At 65.7% G+C, this 15654-nt stretch carries 18 protein-coding genes; 9 read left to right on the top strand and 9 right to left on the bottom strand.

Annotated elements, in window-relative coordinates; genetic code table 11:
• Positions 1-149: 149 nt before the first annotated feature.
• The 4 genes from ACJ70B_RS03050 to ACJ70B_RS03035 all read right to left on the bottom strand — a co-directional run bounded on the left by ACJ70B_RS03050 (position 150) and on the right by ACJ70B_RS03035 (position 4623).
• The gene (locus ACJ70B_RS03050; RefSeq protein WP_408958947.1) at positions 150-659 is read right to left on the bottom strand and encodes a metal-dependent hydrolase; all 510 of its coding nucleotides are present in this window, start codon (positions 657-659) and stop codon (positions 150-152) included.
• A complete protein-coding gene (locus ACJ70B_RS03045) occupies positions 659-1210 on the bottom strand; it encodes a hypothetical protein (protein WP_408958946.1) in 552 nt (183 codons plus the stop codon). Before ACJ70B_RS03045 ends, ACJ70B_RS03050 begins: the two co-directional genes overlap by 1 nt.
• 815 nt (positions 1211-2025) lie before the next feature.
• Positions 2026-3198 carry an MFS transporter gene (locus tag ACJ70B_RS03040; RefSeq protein WP_408958945.1) on the bottom strand — a complete coding sequence of 391 codons (1173 nt, stop codon included), beginning with the start codon at positions 3196-3198 and terminating at the stop codon, positions 2026-2028.
• A gap of 237 nt (positions 3199-3435) precedes the next feature.
• On the bottom strand, positions 3436-4623 hold the full coding sequence (locus ACJ70B_RS03035; RefSeq protein WP_408958944.1) for a CaiB/BaiF CoA transferase family protein: 1188 nt from the start codon (positions 4621-4623) through the stop codon (positions 3436-3438).
• A gap of 167 nt (positions 4624-4790) precedes the next feature.
• On the opposite strand from ACJ70B_RS03035, the gene ACJ70B_RS03030 reads away from it, so the two are divergent.
• The gene (locus ACJ70B_RS03030) at positions 4791-5927 is read left to right on the top strand and encodes an acyl-CoA dehydrogenase family protein (protein WP_408958943.1); all 1137 of its coding nucleotides are present in this window, start codon (positions 4791-4793) and stop codon (positions 5925-5927) included.
• A gap of 122 nt (positions 5928-6049) precedes the next feature.
• The gene (locus ACJ70B_RS03025) at positions 6050-6487 is read left to right on the top strand and encodes a universal stress protein (protein ID WP_408958942.1); all 438 of its coding nucleotides are present in this window, start codon (positions 6050-6052) and stop codon (positions 6485-6487) included.
• Between the two features lie 179 nt (positions 6488-6666).
• Here ACJ70B_RS03025 and ACJ70B_RS03020 read toward each other — a convergent pair whose 3' ends face one another.
• The gene (locus tag ACJ70B_RS03020; RefSeq protein ID WP_408958941.1) at positions 6667-7077 is read right to left on the bottom strand and encodes a DUF6069 family protein; all 411 of its coding nucleotides are present in this window, start codon (positions 7075-7077) and stop codon (positions 6667-6669) included.
• Positions 7078-7241: 164 nt separating this feature from the next.
• Positions 7242-8420 (bottom strand): nitrate/nitrite transporter, encoded by a 1179-nt coding sequence (locus tag ACJ70B_RS03015; protein WP_408958940.1) that lies wholly within the window; start codon positions 8418-8420, stop codon positions 7242-7244.
• Between the two features lie 145 nt (positions 8421-8565).
• On the opposite strand from ACJ70B_RS03015, the gene ACJ70B_RS03010 reads away from it, so the two are divergent.
• From ACJ70B_RS03010 to ACJ70B_RS02995, 4 genes are all read left to right on the top strand, one after another.
• Entirely contained in the window at positions 8566-9741 is a 1176-nt protein-coding gene (locus tag ACJ70B_RS03010; RefSeq protein WP_408958939.1) for a thiolase domain-containing protein, read from the top strand.
• Positions 9738-10145, top strand: a complete 408-nt coding sequence (locus ACJ70B_RS03005) for a Zn-ribbon domain-containing OB-fold protein (RefSeq protein WP_408958938.1) — start codon at positions 9738-9740, stop codon at positions 10143-10145. Before ACJ70B_RS03010 ends, ACJ70B_RS03005 begins: the two co-directional genes overlap by 4 nt.
• Before the next feature lie 387 nt (positions 10146-10532).
• Positions 10533-11372, top strand: a complete 840-nt coding sequence (locus ACJ70B_RS03000; protein WP_408958937.1) for a VOC family protein — start codon at positions 10533-10535, stop codon at positions 11370-11372.
• Between the two features lie 58 nt (positions 11373-11430).
• A complete protein-coding gene (locus ACJ70B_RS02995) occupies positions 11431-11622 on the top strand; it encodes a hypothetical protein (RefSeq protein ID WP_408958936.1) in 192 nt (63 codons plus the stop codon).
• A 4-nt stretch (positions 11623-11626) separates the two neighbouring features.
• Here ACJ70B_RS02995 and ACJ70B_RS02990 read toward each other — a convergent pair whose 3' ends face one another.
• Positions 11627-12073: a universal stress protein gene (locus ACJ70B_RS02990; protein ID WP_408958935.1), complete on the bottom strand. Its 447-nt coding sequence runs from the start codon at positions 12071-12073 to the stop codon at positions 11627-11629.
• A 476-nt stretch (positions 12074-12549) separates the two neighbouring features.
• Between ACJ70B_RS02990 and ACJ70B_RS02985 the strand changes: the two genes are divergently transcribed.
• Genes ACJ70B_RS02985 through fabG form a run of 3 tightly spaced genes read left to right on the top strand, consistent with a single transcriptional unit; the run spans position 12550 to position 14145 of the window.
• Positions 12550-12777, top strand: coding sequence for a helix-turn-helix domain-containing protein (locus ACJ70B_RS02985; protein WP_408958934.1), 228 nt, complete (start codon positions 12550-12552; stop codon positions 12775-12777).
• A complete protein-coding gene (locus tag ACJ70B_RS02980) occupies positions 12764-13348 on the top strand; it encodes an HTH domain-containing protein (protein WP_408958933.1) in 585 nt (194 codons plus the stop codon). Before ACJ70B_RS02985 ends, ACJ70B_RS02980 begins: the two co-directional genes overlap by 14 nt.
• A complete protein-coding gene (gene fabG / locus ACJ70B_RS02975; RefSeq protein ID WP_408958932.1) occupies positions 13345-14145 on the top strand; it encodes a 3-oxoacyl-ACP reductase FabG in 801 nt (266 codons plus the stop codon). Before ACJ70B_RS02980 ends, fabG begins: the two co-directional genes overlap by 4 nt.
• 30 nt (positions 14146-14175) lie before the next feature.
• Here fabG and ACJ70B_RS02970 read toward each other — a convergent pair whose 3' ends face one another.
• Positions 14176-14931, bottom strand: coding sequence for a proteasome assembly chaperone family protein (locus tag ACJ70B_RS02970; RefSeq protein ID WP_408958931.1), 756 nt, complete (start codon positions 14929-14931; stop codon positions 14176-14178).
• A gap of 127 nt (positions 14932-15058) precedes the next feature.
• The gene (locus ACJ70B_RS02965) at positions 15059-15634 is read right to left on the bottom strand and encodes a DUF5806 family protein (RefSeq protein WP_408958930.1); all 576 of its coding nucleotides are present in this window, start codon (positions 15632-15634) and stop codon (positions 15059-15061) included.
• Positions 15635-15654: the final 20 nt, after the last annotated feature.

Raw genomic sequence — 15654 nt, 5'->3', positions numbered from 1 at the left:
CCAGTGGCCGCCGCTCATCCAGCGGTCGCCCAGCGCGTCTCGCTCGTCGTCCCCTCATCGACGGCATCGGGCGCTCGAGGCGGTCTACCGGCCTCGGTCGTAGTCACGGGACGGCCGGAACGCTCGAGAACGCCGCTCCGCGCGTGTTCTCAGTCCCGATTACGTGACGACGGTTCGATGCCGTACCGCCGCACTCCCCACAGCGCCGCGGCGAGCGCGCCCGAAACGAGCGCGGGCCAGCGGTCGGTGCTGAGATATAGATCCAGAGACGGGAGCCGATACTGGCTCAGCGGGAAGAAGACGGCGTAGGATTCGCCGGTAGCCGTGAGCAACGCGACGTCGAAGGCGTGGTGTGACGCTGCGCCGATGGCGATCAGCGCGACCGCCTGTCGCCGATAGTCCGGTGCGACCAGCAACGCTCCGAGGGAGACGACGAGCACCGTCCCACCGAGCGTGTGCAGCGGTTCCCACGAGAAGGGGAGTCCGATGATCGCCTGAACGATGTAGTCCGGAAACAGGAGCCGGATCTTCGCAAGATCCGGCGAGAGCGCGCCGGCCATGACGAGGGTGACCTGCGCCGATCTGATCTGCTCGTCTCGAAACGAGAGGAGGGTCCCGATGCTGTAGCCGAGTAGGGCGTGCGTGAGGAGATCGGGCATCACCGATCACCGCCGGTCTCGGCCTGTCGTTGGTCGCTATTCGGTCCTGTCGCGGTCCGAGGAACGAGCGCGAGCCGATCGCGGTCGATGCGCCAGCCGCGGACGAGGCGCGCGAGTACCCAGCAGCCGCCGACGAGCGAGATGGCGAGCATGTACAGCGTGTCCCGTATCTCATCGGTGATGATCCGTTCCGCCTCGAGAGTGGAGTCGTCCGTAAGGGTGCCAAAGACGGTCACGTCGTCGCCCTGCTCGAGCGGCGCGGTCGAGTGGAGCCGACTGTCGTGTGCGTTCGCAACGGTGACCCTACCGTAGCCGCTCGCTCGCGTCGCGACCACGACGGGATCGGTCTCGACGACGGACCCGCCGATAACGACGGAGTCACCGACGTATGCGTCGCGATTCGAGGTCACCTCGACCCCGTCGGGATAGGCAGGATCTAATGGCGCTGTGGCGACCGTCCCGCTCCAGGACAGGAGGACGAACAGGACGACGAGGAGCGCCCCTCCGGCGAGGAGTCGACCGCGCTGGCCGAACGGTTCACGTGCTGGCATGTACTATCGACAATCGTGGCACGGCGGATAGGTAGTAGTGACGATCGCCTCGAGCACGGCCGTCAGCGGCCGCCGAACCCGCTGGCTACCACTTCGTGAGCGCCCTGTGTGCGGGGATGCAAATCGGTGCTGGCCGGCGTCATTTCGAACGCGGCCACTGTGTGGGGTTCAGTGGTGGTATTCGATCGGTGCCCGTGGAGCGACCCAACACGGCGTGCCAATGCGAGTGCGTACTCAGCGCTCCCGACCAATAATAACATATCCGGATACTATATCTCTGGCAGAGAGGTTCGAGGAGCGTGAGGTAATCAACCATCCGAATCGAATGCGAAAATCGGCCGCCAGTCATAGCCGGTGCCCTACCGAGGCGCGTCGCGGTCGACGAGTGGGTCACGGAGATTTGAACCGCCGATTGCACGCCGTTGTCAGTCAGAGTTTGGGGCGTACCTGTTCTCCCGAACGTTCTGTTTAACTCGAACAGCGGCACTCATTTCGCTGCGTTCCACTGAACTGCGAACGGCCCGTCCGCCGAAGACGCCGTGTACCCGCCGGTTCGACAGCACAGGTCACGGCTGCATGACCGATTACGGGTGCGGTTCCGAGACGAAATCTGCGGCAGTTCGAACGCTGTTCCGTATGATGCTTAAGTGATAAAAGCTGCTATTAGACAGTTTTCAAACTGGTTTGGAGTCACCGGTAGCGTACCGCCGAAACACGAGTCGACGGAGTCGACGGGGAGTCACACACGTACGCGAGCGGGGCGCAGTTCGACGGGGCGAATCGCAGCCACAGACCGAACAGACGGAACCGAGGGGTCAGTAGCCGAGATCGAACGCCCAGTTGACGGCCAGCGCGACGGCGACGGCCGCCAACAGGGCCATCAGCATTCCGAACGAGACCGCCCAGCCGAAGGTGTCGGCGAAGAAGCCGACTGCGACCGAGCCAAGCGAGGCGACGGTGAGGTAGGTCGTCCGGACGAGGCCGAAGCCGGCCCCGCGCTCGGCCTCGGTCATATTGTCCATAAAGCGGGGTTCGACGGCGACCGCCCAGCTCAGGCCGTTCGCGATCAATACGAGGCCGACGGCGACGCCGACGATGCCGGGGACGGCGACGAACAGTCCGAGCCCGGCGACGCTGCACACCATGCAGCCGAAGGTCGTCACGTCGCGACCGAAGCGGTCCGACAGCGAGCCGATGCCGGGCTTGACGATCGACTGGACGACGAAGTACGCGGAGAACACGACGCCGGCCGTCGTCGACGACATACCGCGGTATTCGACGAGAAAGGTCGGGAGAAACGAGGCCGTCCCCTGCCAGACGAATGCGCCGACCGACGCGATGACGACGGTGAACGCGATCTCGGGCTTGCCGAGGATGTTCGCGAGTTCCGCGAGCCGAACTCGCTCTCGGAGTGGCTGGTCGGGTCGGTGGGGCTCGGTGGGACGGACGCGCCAGACGAACAGCAAGAAGATCGGGGCGGCGATCGCTGCACTGACCGCGACCGCCGGCCGCCAGCCGTAACGGACGCTGATCCAGGCCGCCGCGACCGGAGCGACCAACCCCGCCGCCGACGAGCCGATCGTGTGAACGCCGATCGCGAACCCGAGATTCTCGTACGTTCGGCCGAGGAGGGTCGTCGCAGCGCTGTAGTGGAGCCCAGCGACGCCCCCGAGTACGACTATCGAGAGGACGAACAGGGCGTAGAACGGCGATATCGCGAGCAGAAGGCTCATGACGGTCGTCCCGCCGACCGAGAGCAGGACGATCGACCGCTCGCCGAACCGGTCGGCCAGAATCCCGCTCGGAAACTGCATCAGCGCGTACGCCATCCACATGCCCGTCAGCGCAATCCCGACGACGGTGTTCCCGATGCCGAAATCGTCGGTGATCGCGGGCACGACGGGACTGACCGCAAGCCGAGCGACCATCGTCGCAAAGAACGCGAACGTACAGAGCGTCAACACCGTATATCGATATCGCCACCTCATCTGTCAGTACGCGTCCCGAGCCGTGCCGGGGTCGTCACACTTGCGAAACTCGAGTACGAATCACAGCGACGAATCACGGCGGTGACGGAGGACCGTCCGCCGGTGCGGGCGAGCCGAGGACGTGGCCGGCGACGGGTGGTTCACCGGCTCGAGAGAGACGGGTGCGATGACGGTTGCGCTCCCGGCCGCCCTCGCGGGCGGGACGCTCCCGGTTCCCGAAGACCGAGTTCGGCGGAGCTACGAGCTCGAGCTGACCGCGCCGGCGTCGTGGAGGGTCTCGATTTCGCGCTCGGAGTACGAGAGGGCCGCCAGCACGTCGTCGGTGTGTTCGCCCTTCTTCGGCGGCAGCGAAGAGAACTCGCCGTCGTGGATGGCCGAACTGAAGCGAAACGGCAGCGCCGCCGTCACGACCGGTTCGTCGACTTCCGGATTGTAGGACTCGACCAGCGACGAGCGCGCCGCGGCGTGGTCGTCGGTCTCGACGAGGTCCGCGACGGTCTGGACGGCCCCCGCCGGGATTCCCGCCTCGAGCAGCGTCCGCTCGAGGTCGGCCGACGTGTACTCCTCGAACGTCGGCATCAGTTCGTCCCGAAGCGCCTCGCGGTGGTCGAGGCGGTCGTCGATCGTCCGAAACCGCTCGTCCTCGAGCAAGTCGGGTCGGTCGAGGACCGAACAGAGGCGTTCGTACATCGCTTCCGAGATCGCCGCGACGTAGAGATGGCCGTCGCCCGTCGGGAAGACGCCGTTTGGCGCGCTGCCGATCCCACTGCCGCCGGCCCGCTCCGGAAGGTCGCCCGTCTGATCGTAGTTTGCGATCCAGTAGGACATCCACGAGACCGCCACGTCGAACAGCGAGATGTCGATGTGAGTGCCTCCGCCGCCCCGATCGCGCTGGCGGACGGCGGCCATGATCGCGAACGCGGCGTTCGCGCCCGTTCCGCAGTCGATGAGGCTCGCGCGGATCCGGACCGGCGGCCGGTCGCGATAGCCGGTGATCGCCATCAGTCCCGACACCGCCTGAACGCAGGGATCGTAGCCGGGGTAGGACTGATACGGCCCGATTCGACCGAACCCGGACAGCGAGCAGTAAATCACGTCCTCGTTTCGTTCCGTCACCGATTCGTAATCGAGGTCGAACGTCTCGAGGACGCCGGGGCGGAAACTCTCGACGATCACGTCGGCCTCGTCCATGAGATCGGTGACGATCGATTCGCCCCCGTCGGTCTTGAGATCGACGCAGAGGCTCTGCTTGCCGTGGTTGAACGGCGCAAACATATTGCCGTCCATGATGTGGCGAAAGGTGTCGCCGTCCGGTGGCTCGACTTTTAGGACGGTCGCACCCATCTCGGCGAGCAGCTGTGTACACATCGGGCCGGCGATCGACTGTGTCAGGTCGACGACGGTGAGATCGTCCAACGGCTTCATACCGCCCTCGATGTCGTCGGCCGAGAAATGCCTTGTGGAATGATAGCATTTGTAGTACGGAGTGACGGAGCGGTCAGTCCCGCGGTCGACCACTCATGCTCGAGGTCTCGGTTCGCTTCTCTGCCGAGGCCCGCATATTGATATCAATGGCCGCGATATCGGTCCGCATGATCTCGCTCAGTCCCGAGCAGGAGCTACTCGTCTCGGCCGTCGAAGATATCGCGGAACGAGAGTTCGCCGACAAGGCGTTCGATTGGGGTACTGAGTCGCCGTGGGAGAACGTCCAGACCCTCGCCGAACAGGGGTTTCTCGGCGTGAACTTCCCGGAGGAGTACGGCGGCGGCGGGATGACCGAACTCGACGCGATCCTCGTCATGGAGGCCGTGGGTCGTGTCTGTCCCGACACCGCCGAGTTGCTCTACAACATGCAACTCGTCGCACCGCGGGCCATCGAACTGTTCGGGACCGAAGCGGCCAAAGAACGGTATCTACCGCCGGTGCTCGCCGGCGAGGACAACGTCGCCATCGGCATCTCCGAACCGGAGGCCGGCTCCGACGTCGGTTCGATGGGGACGCGAATCGAGGAGGACGGCTCCGAACTGGTGCTGAACGGCGAGAAGACCTGGGTGAGCCACGTCGAGGACTCGAGCGCGGCCCTGATCTGGACGACATTCCCCGAGGGGCTTGGCTCCGTGATCGTCGAGTTCGACTGGGACGGCGTCGAGATCCAGCACCATTACGAAAACATGGCGGGCCACCACCAGACCCACTTCACGATGGCGGACGTGACTGTCCCCGCGGAGAACGTCGTCACGCGCGGCTCGGAGGGGTTCAAAAACCAGCTCCGGGCGCTCAACTGGGAGCGCCTGGGTAGCTCGACGCTCGCGAACGCGATCGCCAGCTGCGCCCTCGAGAAGGCCCTCGAGTACGCACAGGACCGAGTGCAGTTCGACCAGCCGATCGGCGACTTCCAGGGGATCGAGTGGAAGCTCGCCGACGCCGCCACGGAACTTGAAGCCTCGCGAGCGCTCACCCACCGCGCGGCGGTGCGGGCCCACGAACAGGGCCGCATCCCCGACCGCCGCGACGCATCAATGGCCAAGCTCTACTCGAGCCAGATGGTCGAGAGCGTTGTCAGCGAGGCGCTGCAGGTCCACGGCGCAAACGGCTACCAGCAGGGCCACCCCCTCGAATATCTCTACCGGCTCGCCCGCGCCCGGCGGCTCGCGGCCGGGACCGACGAAGTTCAAAAGAACCAGATCGCGTCCAGCCTGAAACGCGACGGGCTCGGCGACCTCGCCTGACGGTGGCTACCCCGCCCGGTCGGCTCCCATCGCACTGCATCTCGAGCGAGGCCGAGTGCGGAGAGAGCGCGGCGCTCGCGTACACGGTTATGTGCCTGGAATTCGAACCATTGGTTGAGAATATGTACCACATCGTCGTTCCGGTCGACGAAGACGAGACGCGAGGCGAGACCGCGGCGGCGTTCGTCACGGCTCTCGGCGACGACGACGGCCTCGACGCCGATCTCGACGACGTCACCGTCTCGATCGTGAACGTGTTCAAGGAGTTCAAAGCGGTCGACGAAGGGGCTAACGTCCGTTCCGACGAGTTCTACGACGAAGACGAGTACCCCGACTCGGTGCTGACCGTTCGCGATCGGTTGGCGGCGGCCGACGTCGCGGTCGACCTCGAGCGCCGCCACGGCGACCCGGCGGACGAGATCGTCGAGTACGCCGAGTCGGTCGACGCCGACCTCATCGTTATCCCCGGCCGGAAGCGATCGGCGGTCGGGAAGGCGGTGTTCGGCAGCGTTACGCAGGACGTGATCCTCACCGCCGACCGGCCCGTCACGATCGTATAGCCGACGCGTCGGCGGTGGCGCGCTCGAGAGATGCCGCGGTGCCGCCCGTGTCCGTAGCCTCGCGTCTTGCCCACTCCCGACGAGCACCGTCGCCGTCGGTTCTACGGTCTGCTGTATCTGGGTACGGCTCCCCGAACCCGCTTCCGGAGGACGCCGGAACCGACTTTTAGTGGACTATATCAGCCCGTCCGTCTCGTCAGAACGGCGACGCAGACAGCGGCGACGGCGGTGTGCATGAGCAGCAACGCGGCGACGCCGAGTATCGTCGCGTTCTCGTCCTCGGAGAGCAAGACGAAATCGGGGATGTACGAGAGAACGAGGACGACGGCGGCGACGATCGTGAACGTCCTCTCCGGGCTGTCGGACAGGCGGGCGAGGAGCCAGTAGACGACGACTGCGCCGACGGCACCGATGACCGTAAACGAGATCACCGACGGCCAGGTGAGCGGTTCGAAGCCCGGCGCGATTCGGACTGCCCGAGCGACCGCGAGGAGACCTGCAGTGCTGAGAACCGAGAGCAGAACTGCGAGCAGGCCGCGCCGGACGAGCGAGCGCCCGCTCCGTGCTGGGGTTTCGGTTACGGTTGACATGATGCGGTGACTACTACGGACTCTGCGGCCATATAGCTGACACTTGGCTGTCAGGAATCTGCCTTACCCCCTCTCGGTCACTCCTCGAGGCGACTCGCCGTGAAGCGGTCGAGAGTCCGATCGCGGCGGACGCCGAGAGCGGTGTCGACGCGGGACCGCGACGCTCAGCCGGTCGGACCCGGACTCGAGTCGCGGGTGAGAAACAGCAGGCCGATTCCGACGACGCCGATGAGCGCGTAGAGGAGAAACGTCGTCTGCCAGGAGAACGCGCCGATCAGCCAGCCGCCGAGCGTCGGAGAGACGAGCGTCCCGCTGAACGCGATCGACGTGAACACGGCGAGGCTCGTCCCGCCGCGTCCGTCGGCAGCGAGTTCCCGCGTGTAGACGTAGTAGACGCCCATGCCGAACTGGAGCGAGAATCCGACACTGAGCATCACGAGCGAGAAGAGGGCGATCGAGATGCTCCGCGAGACGACGAAGAACGCCGGGAGCGCGAAGGCGAGCGAGCAGACGACGATCAGCCGCCGCCGGTAGCCGACGTAGTCGGAGAGCCAGCCGCCGACGGGTCGGGCCACCATGCCGACGGCGGGCAACAGCGCCGTTATCGCTCCTGCTTCACCCAGCGAGAGGGGCAATCGCTCCGTCGCGTACGTCGGCATCCACGAGTTCATGAAGATATAGAGGAGGTACGAGCAAAATCCCGAGAAGGAGACGAGCAGTACCGCTCGATTTCGCAACGCGTGGCCGAACTCTCGCGGCGTAATCCGGTCGCCGGTTCGGATCGCCGGCGGTCGCGAGAGGCGAAAGACGAGATACCCCACCGCCGAGACGAGCGGATACGCGACGAACGCGGTTCGCCAGCCGAACGCGTCCGCGAGGAGCGGCCCGCCGAACTGGCTGATCGCGAATCCAAGCGGAGCGCTCGCGATGAACACCGTCGTCACGACCCCCTGGCGCTTCCCGGCGAACACCTGCGCAACGACGTTGGTGCCGAGGACGAACACCGCACCGCCGGCGAGTCCGGCGACGGCTCGACTCGCGAGAAAGACCGGATACGCCGTCGCGAACGAGCCCGCGATCGCGACCGGCACGAACACGGCCGTCCCGGCGGTCATCAGCGGGCGGTTATCGTAGCGATCCATCAGAAACCCGAACGGGATCTGGACGAGAACGGACCCCAACACGGCCGCGCTGATAGCGACGCCTGCGCCCGCCTTGTCGACGTCGAACGCCGCCACGAGCAGCGGGACGATGCTCGCCGGGGCGATCATATACGCGTTCGCCCCGACCGAACCAAGAAAACACGCGAGGAAGACGCCCACGCGGGACCGCCGGTCGCTCATCCGCTCACACCCGACGCGCGCCGGAAGTACCGTGTACGCATACTGTTCGGTCCCGTGATTATCCGTGCCGTCTATTTATACTTATCTCGACTCGTCTCCGGACAGACCGGTAACGCTTACGGACCCCCTCGAGAATTGCTACCTGATGGCAAGCGAAGAGCCAGTGTACATCGCCGGCGCGTACGAGCATCCGACGAGGGAGGCACCGGACAAATCGACGATGCAGTTACACGCGGAGGTCGCGAAGGGAGCCCTCGAGGACGCGGGGCTCGAGAAGGACGACGTGGACGCGTATTTCACGGCCGGCGTGCCGGAATACGGCTCTGGACTGTCGCCGCTGATCATGGCCGACTACCTCGGGCTCGAGCCGTCCTACGCCGATACGACGGACTACGGCGGGTCGTCGTACGTCAGCCACGTCGGCCACGCCGCGAGCGCGATTCGCGACGGCAAGTGCGACGTGGCGCTGATTACCCTCGCCGGCCGCCCCCGGTCGCGCGGGCAGGCGACCGGCTCTGGCGTGCGCGATCTGCAGACGATGCAGGACAACTTCGAGCGAGTCTACGGCGTCACCAACGTCACTATGTACGGCATGGCCGCCCAGCGCCACATGCACGAACACGGGACGACGAGCGAACAGCTCGCCGAGATCCGCGCCGCGGCCTCCCATCACGCCCAGTACAACGAGCACGCGATGTTCCAGGAGCCGGTCGCCGTCGCGGACGTCCTCGAGTCGCGGATGGTCGCCGATCCGCTTCACCTCCTCGACTGCTGTGTTATCTCGGACGGCGGCGGCGCGCTGCTCGTCGTCTCCGAGGACGTTCGGTCGCACCTCGAGCGGTCCTGCGTCGAGGTGCTCGGCCACGGCGAAGCGACCGGCCACCACGACGCCGGCCGCATCGATCTCACGCGGACCGCCGCGGAGCAATCCGGGACGCGCGCCTTCGAGGAGGCTGGACTCGGCCCCGAACACGTCGACTACGCGTCGATCTACGACTCGTTTACCATCACGGTGCTCGAGGCGCTCGAGGACCTCGGCTTCTGTGCGAAAGGCGACGGCGGGACGTTCGTCGAGGGCGGAACGCTTCGCGCGCCGGACGGTGAACTGCCGTTCAACACCGACGGCGGCGGCCTCTGTTCGAACCACCCGGCCAACCGCGGCGGGATGACGAAGGTCATCGAGGCGGTCCGCCAGCTTCGCGGGGAGACCAACGACGAGGTGCAGGTCGACGCCGACATCGCGCTCGCCCACGGAACCGGCGGGAGTATCGCGACGCGCCACGGCGCTGCGACGCTCGTCCTCGGAGGTGAGGATCGATGAGCGAGTCTCGGCCGGTGCCCGAGGTGACGCCCGAAACGGAACGCTACTGGGAAGCGGCCGCCGACGGTCGCCTCCTCCTTCGCGAGTGTCAGGACTGCGGGCTCACGTACCACTATCCGCGCGCGCTCTGCCCGGACTGCTTCAGCGACGACGTCGCGTGGCTCGAGGCCGCCGGCACCGGCGAGGTCTACTCCTACTCCGTCGCCCGCAGCATGAGCGGCTGGCCCGACGACGACCTCCCGCTCGTCGTGGCCTACGTCGAACTGGACGAGGGGCCACGGATGGTAACGAACGTCGATTGCGACCCCGACGAGGTGGCGGTCGGCGCGCGCGTCGCAGTCCGGTTCGTCGACGTCGACGCCGATGACGTGGCGATCCCGGTGTTCGTCCTCGCGGGCGACTAACGTCGCCCTCGCTCGCGAGCGAGCAGAGCCGCCAAGGTGACGAAAACTGACGACGGAGTCGATACCGTAACGAACCGTACTCCGAGAAGGCTAAGTTAAACTTACATTCGTATCTGCGTAAAGCCACGGCCAGCATTGTACTGAACTAACCTCGAGAGGGATTCTGTGGAAGGGCACGGCGACTGTCTCGCTGCACGAATCAGTCGCCGTCATCGACCGCGCCGATTTCGAAATCGCACCGACGACCGTACTCATCGAGGGGGCCGACACAGCGGCGTCGGCCACCGACGGCTCACCGCCTCACACAACACCATAGCATCTATCCCCTAATCGAATGTCTCTCTGAACGGAACGCCACCCGAAGTCCCCGAGCGAGACATCGACACGATGACGCAAACACCACTCATTCCGGATGCTACGCGAATCGGCCGCACCGCATTGCTCGTCACCGACCTCGACGACATGGTCGACTTCTATCGCGACGTCGTCGGCCTCACGGTCCATGCGCGAAGCGAGACGACGGCGACGCTCGGTGCCGACGGGACGCCGTTGCTCGTCCTGAAACGAGATGAGGCCGCCTCGCCGAGACGCCGGGAGCAGGCGGGGCTGTTCCATACCGCGTTCAAGGTCCCGTCGCGGAGTGCGCTTGGCGCTGCGCTCGAGCGGATCCGCGACCGGTGGCAGCTCAGCGGGGCGTCCGACCACTACGTGAGCGAGGCCCTGTATCTCACCGACCCCGAGGATAACGGGGTCGAAATCTACAGGGATCGGCCGACAGCGGAGTGGCCGCGCGCGGACGACGGCTCCGTACAGATCGGGACGGAGGCGCTCGATCTCCCTGCTATCGCGTCACAGTCTGACGGGGCCGCGACGGTCCCGTCCGGAACGACGGTCGGACACGTCCACCTCGAGGTGTCCTCGCTCGACGCCGCACGCGCGTTCTACGTCGAAACGTTGGGATTCGGCGTTCAAACGGACTCCCGATCGGCGTTGTTCGTCGCGGCCGGGGACTACCACCATCACCTCGGTCTGAACGCGTGGAACGGTCGATCGGAACCGCTTGACGGTCGCGGACTGGCGTGGTTCGAACTCGTCGTCCCGGACGAGGCGGTGCTCGCGACGGTCCGACAGCGTCTCGACGACACCGATATCGCCGTCCGAGACCGCGAGGAGACGATCGAAATACGCGACCCGGACAGGATCCCAATCCGGCTGCGAGCCGAGTGAACGCGTCGAGCACCGAACGTGAAGGCACGTTTATCGCCTTCGGAACCGTCGTCTCTCCATGGCCGACCACGATCCCGACTACCTCGAGGAGTCCGACGACGGTGCCTGGAAACGCGTCGACGCCGAGACCTGGGAAGACTGGCGCACCGTGACCTGTCCGGAGTGCGGTGCCGACATGGAACTCCGCGCCCTCGCAGAACGCGAGTTCGTCGCCGACTGTGGGGGGTGTGGCACTCGGTTCGTCGAATGAGTTGCTATCGGACGAGAGTCACGTGAACCGGCGATCGGAACGCCACCGTTTCGGTGACGCTCCCCAGGAGAATCCGCGATTCCTCGTCACGACCGTGGCTCCCCATAATGATGTGGTCGATGTCGTTATCCGCCGCGTAATCGACGATCACACGCGCCGGCGTGCCCGCGACGAGCTCGGTCTCGAGTTCGACGTCGTAGTCGGCCGCCGTTTCCTGTGCGTCCTCGAAGAGGTCGTCCGCGAGTTCCTCGGCGCGCTCGTACCACGCTTCGGAGCCGTGCAGGGGCTCTCTCGTGACGTCGACGTCGATCGGATAGCTGTATCCCGGATCGGCGGGGTCGATCACGTGGAGGACGGTGAACTCGGCGTCGTCGTTCTCCGAAAGCGCCACCTCGAGCGCCTTCTCGGAGAGCGGTGCGCCGTCCATCGGAACGAGGATGCGCTTGCTCATATCGCCTTATACGATGTCGTCCCGTAAAACGGCTACACAGGTACACGAGGCCGAACGTCAACGAATGCGGATTGTTACGTGGGAGACGCCGCTCTGTCGTTCGCACCCGAACGGCCGTGCCAAAAGCGATCGAACCACCCCATCGTCCGAGACTCGCGTGCCGTTCGACGCATACCGATGATTGCGGAGACACTCGCGACAGAGACTCCGATAGTGCGATTTTGTAGACGCGCCCACGATTGGTCACCAGCGAGAGTGACAGCGCGCTCATCAATGGCGACCTGCGACGGCGAAACCGTCTACAGAACGCGTCACATCCTGATACGTTCGTCCACGATCCATTCCAAGAACTATAGAGGGAATAGACAGTCTCGGTGGTACTACCGACTGGTCCGAACCACTATCGTCGTCTAGTGTGCCGCTTGTGGACTTTTCTCACTCCATCTTTATATCACAAGTCGTTGCCACCATTGGTGATGTCAACGAGTCAGTTCCCGGACGAACGACGGGTAGCGGTGCCGACCGACCTCGCGTCACCACAGGCCAAACTCGTGTACCTGTCCCTCCTCGTCAGCGAGGGGGCGACGGCGACCGACCTCCGGCAGTCGCTCGGACTGTCCAAGCTCACGCTCTTTGCCGTACTCGAGTCGCTCATCGATGCCGATCACGTCCGGCGGACGGAGGACGGGTATGTCGTCGAGTGAGTTCGCGGCGTCTCCCGTTGTCGACATCGATCCGCACGACTCCCTTCGCGTCGACTGTTACGTGCGGTCTGCCGTGCCCGCGGCCGTCTCCGGAACGATCGAAACGGTCGTAGAGCGGCTACGACACCTCCGTGATACCGGTCGGGTCGCCGACTGTCAGATCGAGCGTTGGCCGCCGGCACATCGGGCCCTCGCGGGGACGAACGACGACCGTGGTTCAGCCCGCCGTGATCTGGTCGCCGAGTTCGAACGCTGGGCCGCCCAACGCGACGTGACGCTCGAGCCGGCGTTCCGTCGTCGGGAGACGCCGTCGTCGCCGCTCGGTATCGGGAGTGACTCGCGCGAGCGAGTGCGAGTGCCGCTGGTGGCGCTTTCGCTCTACGAGGACGAGCCTACCGCGTCCGGCGAGGGGACGCTTCGAGGTGTCGTTCCGTTCACGGAGGAATCGGCCACGGGCGAGACGCGGACACACACCGTCGAGGAGTGGCTCGCCGCTGCCGAGACGGACGAACGATCGGCCGCGTGTGCGGTCCCGTCCGACCAGCCGACACAGCCGGAGGGACGGCGATGAGCTCGACGAGCGCCGAGCGGCCGGCCGACGTGGAACGGCCGTCGCGCCAGCCGCTCGCGGGCCAGACGTGTCTGGTCACCGGCGCGTCGCGCGGCATCGGCCGCGGTATCGCCTGCGAGTTGGGCCGTCACGGCGCGACCATCATCGTCAACTACCGATCGTCGGAGGCCGCGGCTCACGAGGTCGCCGACGCCATTACCGACGCCGACACCGAGGGAACGGCCCGTCCGATTCAGGCCGATGTTACCGACCCGTCCGAGGTCGACGCGATGCGCGAGGCCGTCCGCGAGACGGTCGGGCCGATCGACGTCCTCGTCACCAACGCGGGCATCACGAGCGATCGCACGTTCGCCGACATGACCCGCGAGGACTGGCACCGCGTCCTCGACGTTTCGCTCCACGGAACGTTTAACTGCACCAAGGCGTTCTACGACGACCTCGAGACCGCCGACGACGGCCGGCTGATCGCGATTTCGAGCGTCGTCGGCAAGCAGGGGAACGTCGGTCAGGCCAATTACGCGGCGGCGAAAAGTGGGCTCTTCGGCTTCACTCGCTCGCTCGCGCTCGAGCTAGCGGGGTCGGGGGCGACGGCGAACTGCGTCGCACCCGGGTTCACGCGCACCGAGATGGTCGAAGCGATTCCCGACGGGATTCAGGACGACCTGCGCGACGACATCCCGCTCGAGCGGTTCGCTACCGTAAACGAAATCGCGGGACTCGTCCGCTATCTCGCCGGCGAGCGGTCGGGCTACATCACCGGCGAAGTCATCGACATCAACGGCGGGATCGATCTGTAGACGCTGCTGCAGTAACCGACTGGCAGACGCTTATCGGAACATTCCCCGTACCTGCGCGGACTCGTCTTGCTGACCCTGTGACTGCTGGACCTGCTGTGCGATCTGTTGTTTCTGGTTTTGAATCTCCGCCGCTTGCTCGCGGAGTCCGTCGGTGTCGATGTCGAAGTCGACGAGCGGCTCGAGCGCGTTCTCGATCACCGACCGCGCCGCGGCCGGGTCCGGAAGGCGCGGATTCGCCCGCACGAGCAACAGCGCTGCCGGCACGTCGGCCTGGTAGCACGCGGTCACGAGTGCCCCGGTGACCCCGCCGACGGCACCGGAGTCGTCCGCGATCTCGATATCGGCCGCCTCGAGTTCGGCCCGCAACGCCTCGGTCGTTGCGACGCCGACGACATCTCCCTGTTGCTCCTCCGACTGGGCGGGGGCACCGGCCAGGAAAATCGCCCGGCCGACATCGTCGGCGAGGTCTGTCAGCACGCACCGACCCAGATCGTCGAACGCCTCCTCCGGGATCGGCACGTCGCTCTGGAGCGTCATGATGTCGGGATCCGTCCCCCCGTAGACGCGTACCGCGTCCTGGACGAGCCCGTCCGCGAACGACGCGACGGACGGCAGGGAAGCCGACCGAATCGCACCGTATTGCTCGAGTTCCAGTTGTTCGGTGATCTGATCGACGGCGATCGAGGCAACCAGGCCGTGCCCCGGCAACCCCTCGATCAGCGTCGGGGTCTCCGCGTCGAGATCCGTCGAGCGGTGAAACGTCGCGTCGGGGGTATTCGTCGTCATCAGCGCACGCTACGCTCGCTCGACACATAGGCGTATGGGCGGCAAGATGCGGCGAGCGCGCACCGCGGCATTGCCGGTCGGTCACGTCGCGAGGTCGAGTCGCGAGTGCGTCGCTCTCGAGCGCCGGTCAGTCCTCGCTCTCGGCGTCCGCAGCCCCATCGGACTCGCCCTCGGCCGCGAGTTCGGCCGCTACCTCCCGGCTCGTCGCGCGGACGTCGTGCATGGACGCGGCGAGTTGCGACTCGACGCGCTGTTCCGTCTCAAGGTCGAGCGTGCCGCCTTCCGTTTCGATCAGGAGCGTCGCCGTCTCGACGGCCTCGTAGAGGATCTCGTCGAGTTCGTCGGCCGTGTAGAACCCGGAGAGTGCTCCGTACAGCATCGTGTTCGCGGCCCGTTGTACCTTCTCGTCGAAGCGGTGTTTCGCGCTGCCGACCGACTGTCCCGAGTACGTCTCCTCCATAAACGGGACGATCTCGGGGAGGTGCTCGCCGACCGTTTCCATCGGCACGCCCGTCGGAGTGCGGAAGTCCTGACAGGCGCGGGCGATCGCCCACTCTCGAGCGGTGAACGCGGTCCGCTCTTTGAGGAACTCGTTGACGCGGTCGTACTCGGCAGTGCGAATCTTCGTGAATCGCTCGCCGTCCGGGTTGCCGGCGTACTTGCTTGTCGATCCGCCGTCCGTGGCTGTCGTTTCGTCGGGCATGGTGTGTGTCGGGTGGTCGC

It is taken from the genome of Natrinema sp. 74 (assembly GCF_046097095.1).
Lineage (GTDB): Archaea > Halobacteriota > Halobacteria > Halobacteriales > Natrialbaceae > Natrinema.
This window is presented reverse-complemented; position numbering and strand designations above follow the sequence as displayed.